Here is a 21,529-nt window from a genome sequence, read left to right as displayed (position 1 = left end):
GAAAGAACATACAGATGATAACAACAATTAGAAAAACAACAACAAAAAGCATCGTAACCATAGTGACGGCTTTTACGCTATTATTTAGCTTTGGATCGTGCCAAGACTATTTGGATGTACAACCTGAAGACAAGCTTTCTGGTGACCAGGTATATCGTAACGTTTATGATGCTGATGCCGCCGTATTAGGGATATATGGTAAATTTATGGGTCTTGCAGAAAAGTATGTAGTTCTTAATGAAATGCGTGCCGATTTAATGACTACTACCAGAAATTCTAGTCCGTATTTAAAACAGCTTTCACAACATAATGTTTCGGCCGAAAATACTTATATAAATCCTAAGCAATTTTATGAAGTGATTCAAAATTGCAATGATGCGTTAAAAAATTTCGACATCATGCTGGCTGATAAGAAGTTTACACAGTCACAATACGACCAACGTTATGCTGATATAGCCTGTATTCGTACCTGGATTTACTTGCAGTTAGGAATTCAATACGGAACTGTTCCTTATATTACAGAACCTATTGAAACTATAGATGATGTTAAAAATATCAATAAATATCCAAGATTGCCTTTTGATCAGCTTTTAGATAAGCTAGTCACTTTTACAGAAGCATTGACTTATAAAAATATTTATGATTCTCAAAGTAGTTTATTAGTAACGGTTGATGGTTACGATACGAGAAAATTCTTTATCAATAAAGAATGTCTATTAGGTGATTTAGAGCTTTGGAAAGGAAATTATCTTTCGGCGGCTTCTCATTATAAGAATGTAATGGAAGAAACTCCAGCTGCTGGTGTAAATACATTCGATAATTACCGTGTGAAATTTGCTGAGGTTATTACGAATGAGGATTTAGCTGTTGGTTATTTAAGAAACTTTGAACAAGATGCAACAACATTAGTGAATAGTGATACTAAGGGATGGCGTTCTATTTTTGGAAGAAGTAGAGATGTTTTATGGAATTCTGAATGGATTTGGTCTCTACCATTTGATAGTAATTTTGCTCCTGCTAATCCATTTATTGCTTTCTTTTCTAAAACAGGAGGTGATTATTTAGCTAAGCCATCACAGCGCGCTATGGATTTATGGAATTCTAATACACAGAATAATGATTTTCCTTATGATGCACGTGGACCTAAATTTACTTATAATATAGTAGGTGGTGATCCTGTAATTATGAAATATATTTACAAATACCAGGCAGCAAATGATCAGTTTAAAAGAAATGGTGATTGGTTTTTATATCGTGCTGCTAAGTTGCATTTGCGTTATGCTGAAGCAGCTAATAGAGATAAACAATATAAACTAGCAAATGCACTTTTAAACATAGGAATAAAAAATTCTTATAACCCTTTGAATCTTGCTCAAACAAATAATGTAACTAATGCTATGCAGACGAAGCTTCCTTTTCCTTATGATTTTGACGCTCGTATAGGTGATTTTCCAAATTTTAGAGCTCCTTGGCATCGTAATATAGGTGTTCGTGGACGTGCTTATCTAAAAGCTGTTCCAGTTGTTGGCGATAGTTTGATTTCTATAGAAAACAATATTATTAATGAAGCTGCTTTAGAGTTGGCTTACGAGGGTAATCGTTGGGAAGATTTAGTGCGTGTTGCCAGACGTAGAAACGATCCTGCTTTCTTAGCTGATAAAATCTTCGATAAATTGAACAAGGAAGGAAATGCTGAAGCTACAGTAGTTCGTACTAAACTAATGAATCCAAATAACTGGTATTTACCATTTACTTGGTAATAAATAGTAGAAATTTATAAAAAAAAGGTTTGTAAGTCTTTGTACTTGCAAGCCTTTTTTTTAATCAAATAATTATACCATTTAGAAATATAAAATAATCCGATTTTCCAACTCCCTCTCCTTTGGAGAGGGTTGGGGTGAGGTAAATAAAAAAACTGTTTTATAATTCTAAATGGTATTAGATGAAATTTTGTAAAATAAATAATATAAAAAATAAAAGAAAATACTTGTTAATTTAAAATAAATAATTAAATTTGAGTGAGTTATGAAATTTGTGGCTCATCAATTAAATAATTATTTAACCAAATTTTTAAATTATGAAAAAATTAACCGTTTTTTTAACTCTATTATTATGTGTATGTTTTACCAAAATGTCTGCCCAATCCGCTGAACAAATTATTACCTGGGCAGTATCTGGTGAGACTCATCTAGAAATTTACAAAAGTAATATTAAGGTGGTCGATGTAACTAGTACAGGTACTCTTCAAACAGGTGCATTTACTTATACTGCAGAAGATGAAATAGAAATTTATGCGAATACTACAGGAAGTAATAATAATCCTTTATTGCCAGTAATTTGTGAAGATAATTATATAGGAAGTGGTTCAAACGGATTTTTTTACGAACCTGCAACTCACGATGAATATAATTTTTTGAATGAAGAACATACTCAGCTTTATGAGTCATTTTCAGGTTGTGGGAATGATATATATATAGAAATTAAAAGTTACTAATTAAGTTCAATTAACTACTATTAGTAAGAAAGCCGCTTAAAATTCAAGTTTTTAGGCGGCTTTTTAGTTTTTAAAAAGAAATTAAACGTTCTTTAAATTGATGATTTCTTGTTCGGTAAGTAATCTCCAGTTACCACGTGGTAGGTTCTTTTTAGTTAAACCTGCAAATGCAACACGATCAATTCTTAAAACATCATAATCGAAGTGTTCAAAAATATTTCGTACCACTTTTACGTTTGACGTTTTTAATTTAAGTCCTATTTCGCTTTTTGCTTCTCCTTCAATGTAGCTTACTTCTTCTACAAAAACGCGGTGTCCGTCCAGTACCAATCCTTTGCTTATTTTTTCTAAATCTTCAAATTTCAAGTTCTTATCTAATGAAACCTGATAGATTTTAGATGATTTTTGATTAGGTAGTGAAAACTTTCTAATCATATCAGTATCATTGGTAAACAATAAAAGACCTGTGGTGTTTTTGTCCATTCTCCCTACAGCGGCAATTTTAGCAGTAGTCGAACCTTTTACTAATTCCAACACATTTCTAAATTCCTGTCCTTCGTCAAGAGCTGTAGTAAAGTTTTTTGGCTTGTTTAATAAGATGTATACTTTTTTCTCCGGTGTCAATTTTACTCCGTCAAAATTTACATCATCTCCAGGTTTAACCATGTATCCCATTTCGGTAACGGGAATCCCGTTTACTTTCACATTTCCTGATTGGATGTAAATATCGGCATCACGACGTGAGCAAACTCCAGAATTAGATATGTATTTGTTTAAGCGAATTTCGTCTTTTACTTTAGGTCTTTTAGGAGCCTGATTCGGTTTTTTTTCTACTTTGTCAGTAGCAACCTCAGCAACTTTTGTGTTTGGCTTTGCTTTTTTAGGTCCTTGTGCTCTTTTTGGCATCGCAGGTTTTGGCTTATTAGAGCTTGGTCTAGAACTATTTGGTCTAGAACCGCCTCTTTTATTATTGCCTTCCTTATTATTCATAATATTCTATAATTTGTGCAAAGATAGTATTTATATAATTGCTAATTGATAAATGCGAATTATAAAACGCTAACTAACTCGTTAATAAGAAGATTCTATTGTGTTGAATTGTATTTTAAAACGACAGTAACAGTTTTTTTCCGTGCCATAAAACACTTGGATTAATTAAAATAATACAAAAAACACCTGAAACAATTAGAAATTTAAGCACATTATGAAGTAGTAAAAATTGGGCTTTTGTATTTGATTTCCATAAATATTTTAAGAAAAAAACTAAAATAATCAAACAGGAATAGAAATAGATATCCATATAGCCCACATCGTATATTTCGATTAAAATATAGACAGGAAACAGGGTCAAAAGACTCAGAAAGCTTATTATTTTTTTTGAAGTTTCTTCTCCGTAAATAATAGGAATTGTGTTGTAGTTGTCAACCAAATCTCCTTTGATGTTTTCTAAATCTTTAATCATTTCGCGAATTAGTAATAATAAAAATAGAAAAGTGGCATGAGCAGAAATTACCACAAATTGACTTTTGTATGCTTCTATTTCGTAAAGAGGAAGTTTAGTGTAATAATACAATAAAATGGCAAAGAAAGGCAATACAGCTAATAGCGAAGCCATAAGGTTTCCAATAAAAGGGTATTTTTTGATTTTATGAGAATAATACCAAATCAGGAAAATATAGACAGAAAAGAATAAAAAAGCCCGCCATGAAATCATTAAGGCAATTAAAGCAACAATAATGTTTAATGTAAAGTAGACCTTAAGCTTGGTGCTTTGACTAACTAATCGGTCAAGCATGGACTTATTGGGCCTATTAATTAAATCTTTTTTACTGTCGTAAAAGTTGTTGATGATATAACCAGATGCAATGGTTAAAGAGGAAGTAAATACAATCAGGAATAAATTAAAATCGAGTAAAATTTCTAAAGCTCTTATTTCGGGGGCAAGGATAAAAATAGCCGATAAATATTGTGCTAAAATGATGATTGGAATATTGTAGCCTCTAACGACAGAGAACAAACTGATGATTTTTAACGCTAAAAGTTTGTTTTTTCTACTAAACATTTTTTTAATCTATTGATTGGTTTTAAGTATTCTTTTTCAAATTTAATAGTTTGTTTTTAAAACTAGCTTGATTTGTTTAAAAAGAACTAAAAAAGAATCAGTTTAGTATTTTCTTTTATGTTTATAGTTTAATAAGTATTTAGGAAGCAACTTTTTTGGGTAATGTAATAGTGAATTTAGTGCCTTTGTTGACTTCTGATGTGATTTCGATATTTCCTTTTAGATTTTCAACAGCGTCTTTTACAAGGTATAGTCCTAATCCAGTACCTTTATTGTTGTTATTGGTTACAAAAAACATGTCGAATATTTTAGTTTGATATTCTTGCTTGATGCCAATGCCGTTGTCTTCAATTATAATTTTATTTGAATCTACGTCCTCAAAGGCAGTTATAGTGATAAAAGGCTTTTCTTTTTTATCATCGTAATATTTAACCGCATTAGTGTATAAATTGTTAAGAATGATTTTTAACTTTAATTCATCGCTGTAAATAATATTAATGCTAAGCTGTTTTGAAATAATTATGTTGTCTGCTTCTTGTCGGTATTTGTTTTGAGTAATTGTATCATCAATAATCTTGTTTAAACTTACTGTTGTTACGTTTGTTTTTATTTTTTTGTTTCTCGAATATTCAATAATGTCTTTTATAAATTGATCTTGTTTGTCGAGACTTTCATTCATCATTGCTAAATAGTTTCTTATTTGTTCAATATTATTTTCGGAATTCATGATTTCTATTAAACCTTTTAGGGAAGTAATAGGAGATCTTAAATCATGTGATACACTATAGCCAAACTTGTCTAGTTCTTTGTTTACTATGGTTAAATTTTTGTTTGTCTCGTCAGTCTGCTGTTTAGCGCGTTTGAGTTTGGTAACCATAACTAAATAATAAATACTTACACTCCCTATTATAATTAAGGTAAAAAAGACATTTATAGCTAAAAGAAGATTTTTAATTAAACGTGTTCCAGAGCTAAGAGTTTCAGAGAATTTTCGTTCGTTTTGCGTTAATTTTACCGTTAAGCTGTTTATTTTTTTTAATATTAGATGTTGTTCCTTAAGACTTAAATTATTTGTTGATACTTTTAGGTGTGCTTCATTACCAATAAGGGCTAATTCTTCAATTAGTAGATCTCCTTGTTCCCATTCTTTAATTGCTTTTGCAAAGAATGAAACTGATTTGAAGTTTTTAAAAAGCCATATTAAATCATCAAAATCTTTTTGATTGTTTCTTCCTGCTCTAAGGCCTACTTCGATAGCTTCAATTGGGGAGTTATTTATCAAGCCTAATCGTGCCGTTTTATCTCCAATAGGTACACTTAGTTCGCTATTAAATAATCTCCATTCCTCAATGTCTTTAGTGAAAAGATAGGTGATGAGATGAAGAGTTGCGTCCTTTTGTCCCTTGGAATAATGAGATTCTCCATTGATGTAAGCTCTTGATGCAGATAATATTTTTATCGTTAGGTAGTTGCTAATAATCAATAATGAGCATGAAACAATAACTATAAGCAGAGGTATGAAAACATTACTGAGCTTTATTTTTTTTATAAAAGTATTTTCAAGCATATAGTTTTTTTAAAGATGGATGTAAAAAAACAGCGACTTAAAGGTAATGTATTTTTCTTAGGGAAATCTAGGGCTTTGTTTATTTTAATTGAATTAATTATAGCAGGTCTGGTCTTTTTGATAAAAGAAGAGTGGTTTTTTAGTTGCTATAATACAATTAGAATTGATATCAGAAAACTAAAGTTTCTGATAAACAAATAATGAGGTAAAATTTTTAAGAAAAGAGAATTAAAATTGGTAAACTACTTCTAATTTGTAATCTTTTAACGATGCTTTAGCACGTTCTAAATCTTCAGTGAAACCAAGGATATAACCACCACCGCCTGAGCCACAGAGTTTTAAGTAATAATCATTGGTTTCAATTCCTTTTTGCCAGATTTCATGAAATTGTTCCGGAATCATAGGTTTGAAGTTATTTAAAACCACGCGAGATAACTTTTTAGTATTCATGAATAAAGATTTCATGTCGCCACCAAGAAAGTTTTCTACGCAAGCATCGGTATATTTTACAAACTGATTTTTCAACATAGCGCGGAAACCCTTGTCTTTTAAGTTTTCCATGAAAATATTGATCATTGGAGCAGTTTCGCCTATAATTCCTGAATCCAGTAAGAAGACAGCACCTTTTCCGTCAAAACTTTGATTTGGAATTCCAGTTGCTTCAATATGATCTTTAGAATTAATAAGAATCGGAATGCTTAAGTAGCTGTTTAATGGATCTAAACCTGAGCTTTTTCCGTGGAAAAAACTCTCCATTTGGGAAAATATATTTTTTAATTGCAATAATTTTTCACGAGTCAAATTCTCCAGAATGGTAATTTTATTCTGTGCGTATTTATCGTAAATAGCCGCTACCAGCGCACCGCTACTTCCTACGCCATAACCCTGTGGAATGCTGGAATCAAAATACATTCCAGTTGCAATATCATTTTTTAAAGATACTAAATCAAAAAACACTAAATTAGTTTTGTATTCTTCTAATTTTTCTAAATAATCAGCAAAACGCTTCAAGCTAGCATTAGAAGCAATAGCTTCTGCCGAAGGATTTTCCTCTTTTTTCAAAGCCCCATTATAGAAATTATAAGGGATAGACAATCCTTTAGAATCACGAATAATTCCGTATTCTCCAAAGAGTAATATTTTTGAGTAAAATAAAGGTCCTTTCATATAGGTTTGAACTTATTTTATTTTGTTGATTTTTAACGGATTTTGTCTAGTATCGAAAAGTGCTAATATTCTAATTTGTTTGGAATTGTAGCTATAATAAATAGTCGTTTGTTTAGACAAAACACATCTGTGTTGGTTTTTGTTTATTTGAGATTTTGGAAAAACTTCTGGTTCATTTTGAATTAAGTAAATTGACTTGTCTAGTTTTGAAATGAATTTGTCTCTAACTTTTATAGACCATTTTAATTCTAAATATCCTAATAAATCAATTAAACTTTTTTCAGCATTTTTTGAAAAGATTATCTCTCTTTTCATTATCTGTATTTTTTTATCAAATCTTCATAAACAACAAAATCTCCCCGTTCTATTTGTCTTTCTCCTTCTTCAATTTCAAATTTTTGCTCTTCTGTCAAATTATCCCACCAATCTTTCTTTTCTTTTTTGAAAATAGATTTGATAGATTCAATAATAGATTCGTCATTGGTCTCCAAGACTTTTTTTATTAATTCTAATTTCTCTAATTGAATATTCATAACTTCAAGATATTAATATTATAAAGATACAAAAATTACAATAGCATTGCACCAGTTCCAATTTCGTCACAAAGGTACTGCCCATTTTGACAAAAGCCAACTAATTCGTCTTTAATAAATTGTAATATGGTTTCTTTATTTTTATTTGGGTATAAAACATGCACATTCGCACCAGCGTCAAGGGTAAAACAAACTGGAATTTGGGTTTCATTTCTGAATTTCCAAATCGCATTGATGATTTGCAAGGTGTTCGGTTTCATTAAGATGTAATACGGCATCGAAGTCATCATCATTGCATGTAATGTTAAGGCTTCACTTTCGACTATTTTAATGAATTCTTCCAGATTTCCGTTTTCAAAAATGGCAATCAGTTTGTCTAAGTTTTCATGCGCTTGTGCAAATCGCCTTTCGGCAAAAGGATGGTCGTGCATCAAATCATGTCCCACAGTACTCGAAACCTGTTTTTCTCCTTTGTCAACCAGCAAAATAGTGTCCTGATAGTTTTTGAAATTCTCGTGAATGTTATATGGAAATTCCACACCAAATAAATCCGAACTTCCTTCAATATTAGCTTGATTTCCCCAAACCACTACTTCGCCTTTTACACTTCGGCAAGCACTTCCTGAACCCAATCGAGCCAACAGAGATGCTTTTTGATGAAAATAATCATCAGTTATTGCTGGATTTAAGGCTTTTTCTAAACTCATTAAGTTCATTGCCAAAGCTGCCATTCCCGATGCCGAAGAAGCAATACCGGAACTGTGAGGAAAGGTATTTTCAGTATCAATGGTAAAATGATAGTCTTTCAAAAAAGGCAAATAGATTTCGATTCGCTCAAAGAATTTTTGGATTTTTGGCTTGAAAGCTTCTTTTGGTTTTCCTTCAAAAAGCAAATCAAAAGAAAATTTTGAATCCGTCACACTGAGCTTGTCGAAGTGTTTTTTCTCGAAGGCCAATTTGGTAATCGTTTTACAATTATTCAAAGTAAAACTCACCGAAGGATTTGCCGGAATCTGATTGTCTTTTTTTCCCCAATATTTCACTAAAGCGATATTGCTGGGTGCGCTCCATTGAAAATTACCGCTTTCTATAGATTGAGAATATGAAGTTGGAATAAAATCGTTTGCTGTAAACATGAATGATAAAATTTGCGCAAAGATACTTTTTTTGGTTTATACGTTCATTTGTTTATTTGTTCAAGTATAAAGTTTTTGATTATTTTTGAACCAAATTGAATCAAATGAATAAGATTACCAAAATACTCATTGTTGTTGTTACTTGTCTTGCTATTGGCTATTTTTCTGGAATTGTAACACGTTCCGCTATTTTAGATTGGTATCCAACATTGATTAAACCAAGTTTTAATCCTCCTAATTGGATTTTTGCACCCGTTTGGTCTATGTTGTACATTATGATGGGAGTGGCTGCAGGATTAGTTTGGGATCGAATCGATTATGACAAAGAAACGGTAAAAAAAGCATTGGTGTTTTTTGCGGCTCAATTGGTATTGAATGCAATTTGGTCGTATTTGTTTTTTGGTTTACAAAATCCAATGTTGGCTGGTTTAGAAATTGTCGTTTTGTGGTTGATGATTTATGAAACCTATATTCAGTTTGCTAAAATCAATAAAATTGCGGGTTATTTGTTTCTACCGTATTTAGCTTGGGTAAGTTTTGCCGCAGTATTGAATGCTAGTATTTGGTGGTTGAATCGATAAAATTTCAATTTCAATTTCAATATCAATATCAATGTCAATTGCAATGACTATTGCAAAAAAATAATGTGAAAGAGTTATTCGGGTGCATGTATCTTCTTGAATTCAATACTTTTTTTGTGTAAAAAATCCATTAATATAAGATCATTGGAATTTTCGGAGATTGTTTTTTTTGATTCAGGATCAAAATTGCAAAAAGTAAGGAAGGGTTCTATTTCTTCTTTCTTTAATTGCAAAGTTTCGGTATAGAACTTTTGATCAAAATTAGTTGCAGCAACTTCTTTAAATTCTTCTGGATTAACAGCTTTTTCTTTTTTTCTTTTTAATAATTTACCAAAAAGCATTTTTCCTATTTTGACAAAATCCATTCCGTTCTCTATCGTTCCATTATATACGCCTGGGTTTTTTAAAGTATTTGCTTTTCTGTATACTTCAACTTCATCTCTTTTCAGCTGTTCCCATTTTTTATCAAATGCCCAATCCACATTAACTTGATGGATTACCACTTCTTTTAGTTCTTCTACTTTTCTTGTGATTTCAATTGTAATTGTACCGTTTTGAATATCATCGAAACTTATCTTAATTCCTTTTAGTTCGTAGTTTTTATGATAAAAGAGGATGCTGTCGTTTAGTTTTGCGGCAATTGAAAATTTACCATTAGAGTTTGTAGTGGTACTTTGTTCTGAAGATTTATTGATGACTTCAATACCAGAAATTAAGAAGTTTAGGGAAAGAACACTGCCGTTAATTATTTTTTTTGATTGCGAGAAACTAAATTGAACAATTGAAATTAATAAAATAACGCTTAGTTTTACTTTCATAGTTAGAATAGTTTGATAGTAAAAGTATTAAAGTTATTGGTTTTAAAAGTTAAAAATAATGTAAATACTTGTTAATTATTTTGTGTATTTGTTGCTGTTTTCTCTTACCCGAAATGCAACTATTTGCTCAATTAATTCATAGGGAATAGCAGAGTCAAGAGGAAATTGAACCGAACCCTTCCCTTGTTTGTACTTAGATAATGCTTCTGAAAATTGAGCATGCCCCGAAGGAGTGGTATATAAACCAATGTGATTTTTGTAAGCAGCAAAATAAACTAATGGTTTCCCGAATGTTTTATAAGCAGGCATTCCATAAGAAATACTTTCAACGCAATCAGGAGCTTCATTTTTAATGATGGCTCTTATTTTTTCGATTATTTTTTGAACCTCAATTGGCAGTGCATTGATATATTATTCTACTTCTTCCATTTTTTTCAAATAACAATTAATATTATTTGTTTTCTATATTCCATTAGCCAAAATAAATCCACTTGTCCAGGCATTTTGAAAATTAAATCCACCTGTAATGGCATCAATATTGACGATTTCTCCAGCGAAAAAAAGATTTTCATGTAGTTTACTTTCCATGGTTTTGAAATTGATTTCTTTAAGATCGATTCCTCCAGCGGTGACAAATTCTTCTTTAAAAGTGCTTTTCCCGTTTACCTGAAAAGTTGCATTCGTCAATTGATTGGCTAGATTTTGCAACTGATTTTTTGATAAATCAGCCCATTTGGTTTCAGCTTCAATTCCAGAAGCTAATACTAAACTTTCCCATAAACGATTCGGGAAATCGAAAGGAGATTTTTTAGAAACCGTTTTTTTGGCGTGTTCTTGTTTTAAGTCTTTCAGTATTTTTTCGGCTTCACCAGTTTCAATGTCATTGAGCCAATTCACAAAAATCGTGAATTGATAATTTTTATCGTGTAAAATTCGGGCTCCCCAAGCAGATAATTTCAAAATTGCAGGACCGCTCATTCCCCAATGCGTAATCAATAAAGGACCGGTTGAAGTTAGCTTGGTGTCTTTTACTTTTACCGAAACCTGAGCTGCAACGCCAGGTAATTCTTTTATTCGGGCATCTTTGATGTTGAAGGTGAATAGGGAGGGTACCGGACTTACAATCGCGTGACCGTAAGTATGCAAAAGTTCCCAGATTTTAGGGTTGCTGCCCGTTGCAAGAATTAGTTTTTCAACAAGGAAATTTTCGTTTTGAGTTTCCACTTTCCAAAGATTGTCTTTCTTAAAAATCGATTGTACAGATTGTCCTGTAAGAACTGTAATTCCTAGTTTTTGGGTCGCTTTCAGGAAACAATCAATAATGGTTTGGGACGAATTAGAAACGGGAAACATTCTCCCATCCTCTTCGATTTTTAATTCTACACCGTGTTTCTCAAACCATTCTATCGTATCACCAGAACAAAACTGATGAAAAGGGCCGCGCAATTCTTTCTCACCACGCGGGTAAAATTTGACTAATTCGTTAGGTTCAAAACAGGCGTGGGTTACATTGCAACGGCCACCACCAGAAATGCGTACTTTTTGCAGTACTTCGGCACCTCGTTCTAAAATAGCGACTTTTAATTTCGGATTTTTCTCTACGATGTTGATGGCAGTGAAAAATCCTGCTGCGCCACCGCCAACAATTATTATATCAAATTTTTGATTCATATTCTATCTGGAAAATCAGAGATAATTCCGTTTACGTTAAATGATTGTATTCTTTTTATGTCGGCTGTTTCGTTGACTGTCCAAGGGTAAACATCAAAGCCATTTTCTTGTAATTTCTTAGTGTTTTCCATATTCAATAATTGAAAATCAGGATTGATGGATTTGGCCTGAATTATTTTGGCGAAAGCCAGAGCTTTGTCTAAATCTGTTTCGGTAAGTACTGCGATTGGGATTTTAGAGTTGACAAAATTAACTTCCTCTAAGGCATCCCAGTTGAAACTGGAAACTAAAAAGTCCTTGTATTCCCAGCTTTTCTCGCGAATGTATTTTTCGATTAATTGGACTACTTTGGCAGCGGTTTCAAAAGTTTTTAATTCGATATTGATAAAACAACGTCGGTTAACCAAATCAAAAACTTCTTGGAGTGTTGGGATTTTATTGTTGCCTTCAATATTGAAATGTTGCAATTCAGCTCGGGTAAATTTAGTGACTTCGCCTTTTCCATTAGTGGTCTGGTCAATAGTTTCATCATGGATAACCATAAGTTCGCCATCTGAACTCAAATGCACATCGAGTTCAATTCCGTCTACCTGCAAGTCGATTGCTTTTTGAAAACTGGCTAGAGTATTTTCTGGTTCATATCCTCTAGCACCACGATGACCTATTTTGAGCATGGAGTTTTTTAATCACAAAGGTCGCAAAGTTTTACGCAAGGTTCGCAAAGTTTTGGTGTTTTATTTATAATTTGAGTTTGATTTACAAAACGTATGAATTCCTGCAAGGTTTCTAAAACCTTGCAGGAAAATAGACAAATAAAAAAATCAACAAATTAGGTCTTAGTTAATAATTGAAAATCAAGGTTATGGTGTAGGATTTTATTGAAAAACTTATTCTAATTCTAAAATTAAAGCCGATTTTCCTTCGATAATAATTGCTTGGGATAAATCAAAAATTAAATCAGATAAGACTTCTTTCCCTTTTTTATAATTTCCGATATTTTCTTTGAATCTTGGTGTGTAGATTTCTTGATTTTCGGGATTGTTGTTAATCAAAACCATGACACTTTTAGTGGTATTGTATCTAAAATAAACGTACACATTGTTTTCTGGAATATAATGTGTGGTTTTGCCAAAATGCACTGCATCATTAGTTTTTCGCCAATGAAATAATTTTGAAGTAAAATCAAAATATACTTTTTGACATTCGGAACGAGTTTTGGGATTGAAAGCATTGTTTTCGTCGTCCTCCCAACCGCCGGGGAAATCTTTTCGAATATCGGCATCACCTAAATTTTGATCGCCAGCCATTCCAATTTCAGAACCATAATACAACTGTGGAATTCCTCTGATGGTTGCTAACATTGTCATTGCCATTTTGTATTTTCGAATATCATTATTGTAAATGTGATTGAGTCGTTTGGTATCGTGGTTTTCGCCAAAAATTAATAGATTATTCACATTGGGAAACAAAAAATCTTTCGAAAGTAGGTCATACACTTTTGTTATTCCTTGATCCCAGGTGTCATCGTCTTCGTTAAAAATAACTTGTAGCGCATCTGATAAGGCAAAATCCATTACGCTAGGTAAATTGGAATTGAATTGTTGGATTTTAGCTATTGGGCTGTCTTTTTGCCAATATGAAAGCAGTCCTTGATTGCGCATGGTAATTTCACCAACGAGATTGAAATTTGGATATTCGTCTGTAATGGCTTTAGTCCATTTTGAGATGTATTCTGGTTCAGAATAGTTGTAGGTGTCGACTCTAAAACCATCTAAATTAGCATATTCAATCCACCAAATAGCGTTTTGACAAAGGTATTTGAAAACCATAGGATTGCCTATATTCAAGTCGGGCATGGAAGGAACAAACCAGCCGTTAAGACAAATAGTCCGGTCAATTTTTGAAGCGTTAATATCGCTTATGGTGCTTCTTTTATGATTGGTTTGGGTGTAGTTTTCAAATTGATGAATCCAGTCCTTAGTAGGGGAATCGTTGAGCATCCAATGTGCTAATCCCCAATGATTAGTCACATAATCCATGATTAATTTCAACTCACGGCGGTGTACTTCTTCTGATAATCGAACATAATCTTCATTGGTTCCAAAACGAGGATCAATTTTATAAACATCCGATTGACCGTAGCTGTGATAGGAGAATTCGGCTTCGTTGTCTTCGCAAAGTGGTGTGCTCCAAATTGCCGTTATGCCAAGAGATTGTATGTAATCTAGATTTTGAATTATGCCTTCGATATCACCTCCGTGTCGACCTCCGGGCAAATCTCTGTTGTATTTTTCGGTTGTGCTGCTGTCGTTATCGTTGTTTTTGTTTCCGTTAGCAAAACGATCAGGCATTAAAAGATAGATAGTGTCCGAGGAATCAAAACTTTTGCGAAGCGATGAATTTTTCCTTCGTTCTCTTAATTCATATTTTTGAATGAAACTAGATTTGTTCTTGGGTTTGAATATAAAATCAATTTCGGTTGTGCTTATCTTTTGGGTATTAATCGTTACAAAAATAAAGTTGGGATTTTTGGTGCGTTTTACATTGGTAATCACAACTGGATTAGCAGTCGAGACTTGACATTGTGCAATATCTACGCCATAAAAAAGAATTTGAAGCTCGGGATTGTGCATTCCTGAAAACCAAAAGGGAGGTTCGATTCTTTGTATTAGTGTATTTAACGCATTATTCATAAAATAGAAAATTAAAACGGTTGCATAAAAACAAAGCTTAGGTTTGAAAATTAATTTGCTATTTCACGATAAATTAAGCTATCAATAGGTGATTCTTAGTTAACGAATATAGCAAAAATAAACCATTTTTGGAATGAATTTGATTTGAATAATACCATTTGAAATATAAAATAGTTTTTGTTTTACCCCACCCCTCTCCAAAGGAGAGGGAGTCAAAAAAATGGATTGTTTTATATTTCTAAATGTTGTGATTTTTTTTATAAAAACCAAAAAGCTGCCCAGTTATTGAGCAGCTTTTGGTTTTATGAAATTTTTAATAAAAAAATTATAGTTTTCCTTCTTTTATTTCTTCTACGATTTCTGGATTTAATAGAGTACTTGTGTCTCCAAAATTAGAATAATCTCCTTCGGCAATCTTACGAAGAATACGTCTCATGATTTTTCCGGAACGGGTTTTTGGCAAACCTGATACAAACTGAATCTTATCTAATTTAGCAATTGGTCCAATGTGATCTGAAATGTGTTGGTTGATTTCTTTAGCCAAATTTTCTTTATCACGTTTTTCACCCGTTTCTTTAAGAATTACAAAGCCATATAACGCATTTCCTTTAATGTCATGAGGGAAGCCTACAATGGCACTTTCGGCAACTGCCGGATGTTCGTTGATAGCGTCTTCAATTGGAGCTGTTCCTAAATTATGTCCTGAAACAATAATTACATCATCCACACGACCTGTAATTCTGTAATAACCTACTTCATCGCGCAAAGCGCCGTCACCACTGAAATATTTTCCTGGGAAAGTAGAGAAATAAGTATCCTTATAACGTTGGTGATCGCCCCAAATAGTTCTGGCAATTCCTGGCCAAGGAAATTTAATACACAAACTTCCTACTACTTGATTGTCTTCAATTTCATTGCGTTTTTCGTCCATCAAAACGGCTTGAATACCTGGAAGAGGTAAAGTCGCATACGTTGGTTTTGTTGGTGTAATGAAAGGAATTGGTGAGATAAGAATTCCTCCGGTTTCGGTTTGCCACCAAGTATCTACAACTGGGCAACGTTTTCCACCCACGTGGTCATTGTACCAGTGCCAAGCTTCTTCGTTAATAGGTTCTCCTACTGATCCAATTACTTTTAGTGAACTTAAAGGGTATTTTTGTACATAATCTAAACTTTCTTTAGCCAAAGCTCTGATAGCTGTTGGCGCTGTATAAAATTGGTTTACTTTATGTTTTTCTATAATTTGCCAAAAACGACTAAAATCAGGGTAAGAAGGAACACCTTCGAAAATAACAGTAGTTGCTCCGTTCAATAATGGACCGTATAAAATATATGAATGTCCGGTAATCCAACCAATATCGGCAGTACACCAGAAAATATCGTTTTCTTCGTAGTTAAAAACATTCTGGAAAGTATAAGCAGTATAAACCATATAACCTGCTGTGGTATGCACCATTCCTTTTGGTTTTCCTGTTGAACCCGAAGTATAAAGGATAAACAATGGATCTTCGGCATCCATGATTTCGGCAGTATTGTTGTCTGATGCTTTTTCTAAAAGAGGCGCTAACCAATGGTCACGACCTTCTTTCATTTTAACGTCAGTTTGGGTTCTTTGAACCACTAAAACATTTTCAACTGATGGACAGTTAACTAATGCTTCGTCAACAATTCCTTTTAAGTCAATGGTCTTATTTCCGCGGTATCCACCGTCAGATGTAATTACCATTTTACACTCACTATCGTTGATTCTGGCAGCAACAGCCGATGCTGAAAATCCGGCAAAAACTACCGAGTGAATGGCTCCAATACGTGCACAAGCCAATGTTGTGATGGCTAATTCAGGAATCATAGGTAAATAAATACATACACGATCTCCTTTTTTAATGCCCTGGCTCAATAAAACATTCGCCATTTTGCTTACACGTTGGTGCAATTCATTGTAAGTGATCGATTGTGAAGCTTCGTCAGGATTGTTAGGTTCAAAAACAATAGCAACTTTGTCTCCTTTTTTAGCCAGGTGACGATCGATACAGTTTTTGGTAATGTTTACCTTAGCATCTACAAACCATTTTATTTCGGCTTCTGCCATGTTGAAATCAACTACTTTGTCCCATTCCTGGTACCAGGTAAAGTTTTCAGAGGCAATTTTGTCCCAAAATTTCTTCGGGTCTTTGATTGATTTTTTGTACTCTTTGAAGTATTCTTCTAAATTGCTTATTTTGTAACGACTCATGATTTTTTGTATGTATTTAGTTTTGTTAGTTTATTAATTCTTGTGCTTGTTCAACGAGTTTTTTTAATGAAAAAGGTTTGGTGACATATAGATTGGCTCCTAGGGAAAGTCCTTTTTCTATGTCTTTTTCTTTATTTTTTGCCGAAATGAAAATTACTTTACAATGTTCTAATCTAGGCTCTTTTTTTATTTGTTCCAATGTGCTGTAACCGTCAACCATAGGCATCATAACATCGAGAATAATGATATCAGGCAGTTGGTTTTTTAAAATATCCAATGCTTCTTGGCCATCGCGAGCAATGAATACCTCAAAATTGTTCTTTTTGAAAGTGTATTCCAGTGACATTACAATATTAGGTTCGTCATCGACAATTAATATTTTCTTCATTTTTCAGTAGTATTGTAATTGGGTAATGTAAAAATAATGGTTGTTCCGTTACCAGATGAACTCTCAACCCATATTTTTCCTTTGTGATGTTCAATTATTTTTTTGCAAATAGCTAATCCTAAGCCGCTTCCAATTGGTTTTTTTACATTTTGATTTCTGGCTTGGTAAAATTTATCAAAGATGGCTTCAAACTCTTCGGGTTTTATTTCTTTTCCGTTGTTGTGAATCCTAACAGATATAAATTCACTGCCTTCGTTAATTTTGACACTAATTTTCCCATCAGTATCAGCACAAAATTTTATGGCATTCGAAAATAAATTATGAAGTACCTGAATGATGCGTTCTTCGTCATAAAAGGCTTTTATCTCGTGGGATTTTTTTTCGAATTTAACGCTTATATTTTTGTTTATAATTAATTGTTGAAGTGATTCTAAGGTATTGTTGATGGTTTTAGAAATATTGTTTTTAGAGAGATAAATTTTTTGTTTTCCCGTTTCAAATTTTTCCAAATCCAATATTTTATCTATCAAACGGTTGAGTCTGTCTGATTCGGAAATGATATTTTGTAGAAATTTTTGACGTACATCGGCAGGGATATTCTCATCGTCATGTAGAATTTCGGTAGCTGCTCTTATTGCTGTTATCGGTGTTCTTAGCTCGTGAGTTACCGTGTCCAGGAATTCATCTTTTTGAATGTCTTTGTTAATGAGTTCCTGATTTGCAATTTGAAGTTGTTCAGATATTTTTTTTAATTCATTCGAACTTTCGGTCAGTTTTTTATTGATGACGATATTTTCTTTAGATTCTTCCAGAATACGCAATACTTCTGGCAGACTTATTTTGTCTTCTTTGGTTACACTGGCAATTACTATTTTGGCGGAAGCCGTACCAATATGCCCAGTTAATAAATTTTCGGCAAATTTTATAAAACGGGCATCGGCAATCTTGTTGTCTTTGTCGATGTTGTATTTTAGGTTAAAGATCGTTAGTGCACGTTTTGTTCTTTCAATACCAAGAAAACGTTCCAGAATTTTTTCAATATCCGAAATATTGGCAGTTCCTTTCCATACATAGGCATTTTCATGATTGGTGATGTATTCGTCTATGTCAACAAACATTTCGGCGTAATTACGCTCTCTGTAATTTCCGCTAAAACTTACTGAAACCGCAAGATAGCTAAGAAAATTGACCAATAAACTCCAGAAAACGGCCTGCGGAATAGGGTCTAGATAATCCAACCCAAAAAGTTGAAAAGGTTTTAGCAAAGCTATTCCCCAAGGTCCTTTTTGTACAAATGTGCTTGCGGAATTTGTTGTTCCAAGGGCGTATGGAATTAACAGGGTGTAAAAACAAATTAAAAATCCAAGGATAATTCCGGTTACAGCCCCTTTTTTAGAGCCTCGTTTCCAGAATAAAGCGCCGAAAAAGGCCGGAGCTAATTGGGCAATGATAACAAAGGAAACTAAGCCGATTGAGACTAGAGTGTAATCTAAAACAAAAACACGATAGATAATATAAGCTAATATTATCAATGAAAAGATTCCTATTTTACGACTAAGAACAATTCTTTTGGTGTTTTTTTCCTGGGAAGTGTTTTCTAATGAACCAATAAAACCATAAGGAATTAATAGGTTGTTACTAAGCATAGTTGCCAGTGTTATTGAAGAAACAATAATCATCGAAATGGCTGCCGAAAATCCGCCTAAAAACACTATTACAGTTAAAAAGTTGTTGTTGAGATGTTGCGGAATCAGTAGTGAATAAGTATCAGAATTAAGCCCTTGAGTTTCAAAAAGAATGTTTCCTCCCCAGGCTATTGGAAAAACAAAAATATTAAAAAGCAATAAGTAGAGTGGGAGCAACCAAATGGCTGTTCGAATGTGTTTTTCCTGATTATTTTCGACAATAGCAGTGTGAAATTGCCTTGGTAAAATAAAGATGGCAAACATAGAAATCAGGCACAGGAAAAACCAGTTAAGTCCATTGGTTAAACCGCCAATAGTATTTTTTTTATCGAAATTTTCTAATACTGATGCTTTAGTGTAAATGTCTTCAAAACCATCAAAAACAAAGTAAGTTACATAGATACCAATAATTAAAAAGAAGACTAATTTTAAGATCGATTCGATGGCAATAGCAGTTACTATACCGCGTCTTTTTTCGGAAGCGTCCACATATTTATTCCCGTAATAAGAAGCAAATAAGGCTAAGGCAATACAAATGTAAGTAGTGTTGTCTGTGAAAATATTAGAACTCGCATGGGTTTTGGTTACAATGTGAAAAGTGTCTGATATGGCTTTAAGCTGTAAAGCAATGTAAGGTACGATCCCGAAAATGGAGATTAAAGTAACTAAGGCTCCTAATGACCGACTGTTGCCATAACGTAGAGAGATAAAATCGGCGATGCTGGTTATTTTATTGACCCGCGATATTCGAATAATTCTTTTAAGAATAATAATCCAGGTAGGAATGATGATTATTGGTCCCAGATAAATAGGTAAATAGTCTAATCCTGATTTAGCGGCTAATCCAATACTTCCATAATAAGTCCATGCGGTACAGTAAACAGCTAACGAAAAGGAATAGATATAAGGATTGTTAGTCCATTTAGAATGGCTTCTTTTTTCTGACCAATGAGCAATGTAAAAAAGCATTACTAAATAGATGGCTAAAATCAATAAAAGACCAAGACTACTCATAATATTTTTTTACAATTAAGTAGGTTGTGCCAATTGAGAATAACCAGGCCGAAAAGAGATAGATGTAGATAATTGGGAAACCAAATAAGGGTTTTGAACTATCAAATAATAGAATAAGCGGAATGTTCAATGCTAAAATCATAAGCATTGAAAGGATAATTAATTTTTGTTCATGTCTTTTTTTCATTGAAATGAAAAATACAATAGCCTTAAATTAATAAAGCTATTGTATGTTATATGATTTTATAATGGTAATGCCTGTCTGCCTAATTTTTCATTAATTACAATTGCAGCTGCTTCGTAAAAAGCGAAAAAGCCACATAGAATTCCTTCGTAACCCGCAATGGTATGAATACTTTCGCTTCCTGTAAAACTAGCTGTAGACAATAATGCAAATAGAACTACAAGGGAGCCAAAAATAAGTTTTCCAATAGTGTTTCCGTTCAATGTTCCTATGAAAAAAGCTAGTGTAAATAATCCCCACATTCCTAAATAGCATCCCATTGAAGCTCCGTCAGGTTTTGTGCCTCCTACTAAAGGAAGTAACCATAAGGCAACAAGAGACAACCAGAAAAAACCATATGAAGTAAACGCTGCCATGGCAAAACCATTTCCTTTTTTCCATTCCATAATTCCGGCAATAACCTGTTGTATTCCTCCAAAAAATATTCCCATTCCCATAATCATTGCATTAAGCTCGAAGAATCCGGCATTGTGAATGTTTAATAAAATAGTTGTCATTCCGAAGCCAAAAAGTCCTAGTGGTGCTGGGTTGGCAGTAGTGTCTTTTAATATTTGTTCCATTTTGGTTTAAAAAAATTAAGGTTGATTAAGGTTAAATAGAGTAGCAAATTCAGTTTTTTTGTTTATAAAAAAAAATAAGATATATATAGTTGTAAAGGATATAGTTATTTTTTAAAACGTTCCCATTTTATAAGCATAAATTTATCTCCAAGTTCGGTGATAATCATCCCTGCTCCTGAAAGAATTTCTTTGTTTTTTATATATTCTACTAATTCTAAGTGATTTAGTATTTTGTAAGTGGGGTGGTAGTTTGTGTTTGCTGGTTTTTTTATATTGAAGGATTTTATCCAATTACTAATACTTACATGAGAGACTCCAATGATTCTTTCAATTTCTCTATAGCTTAATCCTTCGAGATAAAGTTGCAAAGCTTTAGTAACATAGTAGTCGTCAATTTTTTTTCCTATCTTGTTTACCGTAAAAAAGTAATTGCAATTTTTGCATAAATACCTTTGTTTTTGGTTTATAACCCCACTTTTAACTATTTTACTATCTTGGCATTTTGGGCAGCTGATAATTTCCATGTATATAAAATTTGCATAAATATACTAAATTAGCAATTATCTTTAAATAAAATATTATTTCTGATTTTATAAGGATGAATTTTGCAAGAAAATAATTTTGTTTTTGTGAGTAATAATAAGGTTTGTGGGTTATTTTTATGCTAAGTAAAAAAAAAGTTT

The 21,529-nt window shown here is 32.8% G+C and carries 20 protein-coding genes; 3 read left to right on the top strand and 17 right to left on the bottom strand.

Annotated elements, in window-relative coordinates; genetic code table 11:
• Positions 1 to 14 precede the first annotated feature (14 nt).
• Both GTZ96_RS07715 and GTZ96_RS07710 read left to right on the top strand, forming a co-directional pair.
• Entirely contained in the window at positions 15 to 1,760 is a 1,746-nt protein-coding gene (locus tag GTZ96_RS07715) for a RagB/SusD family nutrient uptake outer membrane protein (protein WP_161642580.1), read from the top strand.
• A gap of 317 nt (positions 1,761 to 2,077) precedes the next feature.
• A complete protein-coding gene (locus GTZ96_RS07710; protein WP_161642578.1) occupies positions 2,078 to 2,494 on the top strand; it encodes a DUF2147 domain-containing protein in 417 nt (138 codons plus the stop codon).
• A gap of 81 nt (positions 2,495 to 2,575) precedes the next feature.
• Here the strand turns inward: GTZ96_RS07710 and GTZ96_RS07705 are convergent, their stop codons facing one another.
• The 7 genes from GTZ96_RS07705 to GTZ96_RS07675 form a co-directional block, all read right to left on the bottom strand.
• Complete coding sequence (locus tag GTZ96_RS07705; protein WP_161642575.1) at positions 2,576 to 3,484, bottom strand: pseudouridine synthase; 909 nt, start codon at positions 3,482 to 3,484, stop codon at positions 2,576 to 2,578.
• 115 nt (positions 3,485 to 3,599) lie between these two features.
• Positions 3,600 to 4,556, bottom strand: a complete 957-nt coding sequence (locus tag GTZ96_RS07700) for a geranylgeranylglycerol-phosphate geranylgeranyltransferase (RefSeq protein ID WP_161642573.1) — start codon at positions 4,554 to 4,556, stop codon at positions 3,600 to 3,602.
• 139 nt (positions 4,557 to 4,695) lie between these two features.
• Positions 4,696 to 6,123, bottom strand: a complete 1,428-nt coding sequence (locus GTZ96_RS07695) for a sensor histidine kinase (RefSeq protein ID WP_161642571.1) — start codon at positions 6,121 to 6,123, stop codon at positions 4,696 to 4,698.
• 228 nt (positions 6,124 to 6,351) lie between these two features.
• Entirely contained in the window at positions 6,352 to 7,290 is a 939-nt protein-coding gene (locus tag GTZ96_RS07690; protein ID WP_161642569.1) for a mevalonate kinase family protein, read from the bottom strand.
• Between the two features lie 12 nt (positions 7,291 to 7,302).
• The gene (locus GTZ96_RS07685; RefSeq protein WP_161642566.1) at positions 7,303 to 7,605 is read right to left on the bottom strand and encodes a type II toxin-antitoxin system RelE/ParE family toxin; all 303 of its coding nucleotides are present in this window, start codon (positions 7,603 to 7,605) and stop codon (positions 7,303 to 7,305) included.
• Positions 7,605 to 7,823 carry a hypothetical protein gene (locus tag GTZ96_RS07680; protein ID WP_161642564.1) on the bottom strand — a complete coding sequence of 73 codons (219 nt, stop codon included), beginning with the start codon at positions 7,821 to 7,823 and terminating at the stop codon, positions 7,605 to 7,607. The genes GTZ96_RS07685 and GTZ96_RS07680 overlap by 1 nt, the downstream gene beginning before the upstream one ends.
• A gap of 35 nt (positions 7,824 to 7,858) precedes the next feature.
• Positions 7,859 to 8,959 (bottom strand): diphosphomevalonate/mevalonate 3,5-bisphosphate decarboxylase family protein, encoded by a 1,101-nt coding sequence (locus GTZ96_RS07675; protein ID WP_161642561.1) that lies wholly within the window; start codon positions 8,957 to 8,959, stop codon positions 7,859 to 7,861.
• A gap of 104 nt (positions 8,960 to 9,063) precedes the next feature.
• On the opposite strand from GTZ96_RS07675, the gene GTZ96_RS07670 reads away from it, so the two are divergent.
• Entirely contained in the window at positions 9,064 to 9,540 is a 477-nt protein-coding gene (locus GTZ96_RS07670) for a TspO/MBR family protein (protein ID WP_161642558.1), read from the top strand.
• Positions 9,541 to 9,614: 74 nt separating this feature from the next.
• Here GTZ96_RS07670 and GTZ96_RS07665 read toward each other — a convergent pair whose 3' ends face one another.
• The 10 genes from GTZ96_RS07665 to GTZ96_RS07620 all read right to left on the bottom strand — a co-directional run bounded on the left by GTZ96_RS07665 (position 9,615) and on the right by GTZ96_RS07620 (position 21,370).
• A complete protein-coding gene (locus GTZ96_RS07665) occupies positions 9,615 to 10,358 on the bottom strand; it encodes a hypothetical protein (RefSeq protein WP_161642556.1) in 744 nt (247 codons plus the stop codon).
• A gap of 75 nt (positions 10,359 to 10,433) precedes the next feature.
• Positions 10,434 to 10,733, bottom strand: coding sequence for an iron chaperone (locus GTZ96_RS07660; protein ID WP_317168888.1), 300 nt, complete (start codon positions 10,731 to 10,733; stop codon positions 10,434 to 10,436).
• Positions 10,734 to 10,820: 87 nt separating this feature from the next.
• Positions 10,821 to 12,029, bottom strand: a complete 1,209-nt coding sequence (locus GTZ96_RS07655) for a BaiN/RdsA family NAD(P)/FAD-dependent oxidoreductase (RefSeq protein WP_161642553.1) — start codon at positions 12,027 to 12,029, stop codon at positions 10,821 to 10,823.
• Positions 12,026 to 12,703, bottom strand: coding sequence for a glycerophosphodiester phosphodiesterase (locus tag GTZ96_RS07650; RefSeq protein ID WP_161642551.1), 678 nt, complete (start codon positions 12,701 to 12,703; stop codon positions 12,026 to 12,028). Before GTZ96_RS07650 ends, GTZ96_RS07655 begins: the two co-directional genes overlap by 4 nt.
• Positions 12,704 to 12,916: 213 nt before the next feature.
• Complete coding sequence (locus tag GTZ96_RS07645; RefSeq protein WP_161642549.1) at positions 12,917 to 14,722, bottom strand: glycoside hydrolase family 13 protein; 1,806 nt, start codon at positions 14,720 to 14,722, stop codon at positions 12,917 to 12,919.
• Positions 14,723 to 15,047: 325 nt separating this feature from the next.
• Complete coding sequence (gene acs, locus GTZ96_RS07640; RefSeq protein ID WP_161642546.1) at positions 15,048 to 16,955, bottom strand: acetate--CoA ligase; 1,908 nt, start codon at positions 16,953 to 16,955, stop codon at positions 15,048 to 15,050.
• Positions 16,956 to 16,980: 25 nt separating this feature from the next.
• On the bottom strand, positions 16,981 to 17,343 hold the full coding sequence (locus tag GTZ96_RS07635; protein ID WP_128196767.1) for a response regulator transcription factor: 363 nt from the start codon (positions 17,341 to 17,343) through the stop codon (positions 16,981 to 16,983).
• Positions 17,340 to 20,042 carry an ATP-binding protein gene (locus GTZ96_RS07630; protein ID WP_161642544.1) on the bottom strand — a complete coding sequence of 901 codons (2,703 nt, stop codon included), beginning with the start codon at positions 20,040 to 20,042 and terminating at the stop codon, positions 17,340 to 17,342. The genes GTZ96_RS07635 and GTZ96_RS07630 overlap by 4 nt, the downstream gene beginning before the upstream one ends.
• A gap of 243 nt (positions 20,043 to 20,285) precedes the next feature.
• A complete protein-coding gene (locus tag GTZ96_RS07625) occupies positions 20,286 to 20,846 on the bottom strand; it encodes an acetate uptake transporter (protein WP_161642542.1) in 561 nt (186 codons plus the stop codon).
• 104 nt (positions 20,847 to 20,950) lie between these two features.
• Positions 20,951 to 21,370 (bottom strand): IS1 family transposase, encoded by a 420-nt coding sequence (locus tag GTZ96_RS07620; protein ID WP_161642540.1) that lies wholly within the window; start codon positions 21,368 to 21,370, stop codon positions 20,951 to 20,953.
• Between the last annotated feature and the right edge of the window lie 159 nt (positions 21,371 to 21,529).

Origin of the sequence: Flavobacterium undicola (assembly GCF_009909155.2) — a bacterium.
In the GTDB taxonomy this organism is placed as follows: Bacteria; Bacteroidota; Bacteroidia; order Flavobacteriales; family Flavobacteriaceae; genus Flavobacterium; species Flavobacterium undicola.
The sequence above is the reverse complement of the archived record's forward strand: the minus strand, read 5'-3'. Positions and strand labels throughout refer to the sequence as shown.

Coding starts and splice junctions, on each gene's coding strand:
- GTZ96_RS07665 (WP_161642556.1), bottom strand. CDS start 10,358: ATGAAAGTAAAACTAAGCGTTATTTTATTAATTTCAATTGTTCAATTT.
- GTZ96_RS07650 (WP_161642551.1), bottom strand. CDS start 12,703: ATGCTCAAAATAGGTCATCGTGGTGCTAGAGGATATGAACCAGAAAAT.
- GTZ96_RS07645 (WP_161642549.1), bottom strand. CDS start 14,722: ATGAATAATGCGTTAAATACACTAATACAAAGAATCGAACCTCCCTTT.
- GTZ96_RS07655 (WP_161642553.1), bottom strand. CDS start 12,029: ATGAATCAAAAATTTGATATAATAATTGTTGGCGGTGGCGCAGCAGGA.
- GTZ96_RS07685 (WP_161642566.1), bottom strand. CDS start 7,605: ATGAAAAGAGAGATAATCTTTTCAAAAAATGCTGAAAAAAGTTTAATT.
- acs (WP_161642546.1), bottom strand. CDS start 16,955: ATGAGTCGTTACAAAATAAGCAATTTAGAAGAATACTTCAAAGAGTAC.
- GTZ96_RS07630 (WP_161642544.1), bottom strand. CDS start 20,042: ATGAGTAGTCTTGGTCTTTTATTGATTTTAGCCATCTATTTAGTAATG.
- GTZ96_RS07695 (WP_161642571.1), bottom strand. CDS start 6,123: ATGCTTGAAAATACTTTTATAAAAAAAATAAAGCTCAGTAATGTTTTC.
- GTZ96_RS07675 (WP_161642561.1), bottom strand. CDS start 8,959: ATGTTTACAGCAAACGATTTTATTCCAACTTCATATTCTCAATCTATA.
- GTZ96_RS07670 (WP_161642558.1), top strand. CDS start 9,064: ATGAATAAGATTACCAAAATACTCATTGTTGTTGTTACTTGTCTTGCT.
- GTZ96_RS07700 (WP_161642573.1), bottom strand. CDS start 4,556: ATGTTTAGTAGAAAAAACAAACTTTTAGCGTTAAAAATCATCAGTTTG.
- GTZ96_RS07635 (WP_128196767.1), bottom strand. CDS start 17,343: ATGAAGAAAATATTAATTGTCGATGACGAACCTAATATTGTAATGTCA.
- GTZ96_RS07710 (WP_161642578.1), top strand. CDS start 2,078: ATGAAAAAATTAACCGTTTTTTTAACTCTATTATTATGTGTATGTTTT.
- GTZ96_RS07620 (WP_161642540.1), bottom strand. CDS start 21,370: ATGGAAATTATCAGCTGCCCAAAATGCCAAGATAGTAAAATAGTTAAA.
- GTZ96_RS07705 (WP_161642575.1), bottom strand. CDS start 3,484: ATGAATAATAAGGAAGGCAATAATAAAAGAGGCGGTTCTAGACCAAAT.
- GTZ96_RS07680 (WP_161642564.1), bottom strand. CDS start 7,823: ATGAATATTCAATTAGAGAAATTAGAATTAATAAAAAAAGTCTTGGAG.
- GTZ96_RS07690 (WP_161642569.1), bottom strand. CDS start 7,290: ATGAAAGGACCTTTATTTTACTCAAAAATATTACTCTTTGGAGAATAC.
- GTZ96_RS07625 (WP_161642542.1), bottom strand. CDS start 20,846: ATGGAACAAATATTAAAAGACACTACTGCCAACCCAGCACCACTAGGA.
- GTZ96_RS07715 (WP_161642580.1), top strand. CDS start 15: ATGATAACAACAATTAGAAAAACAACAACAAAAAGCATCGTAACCATA.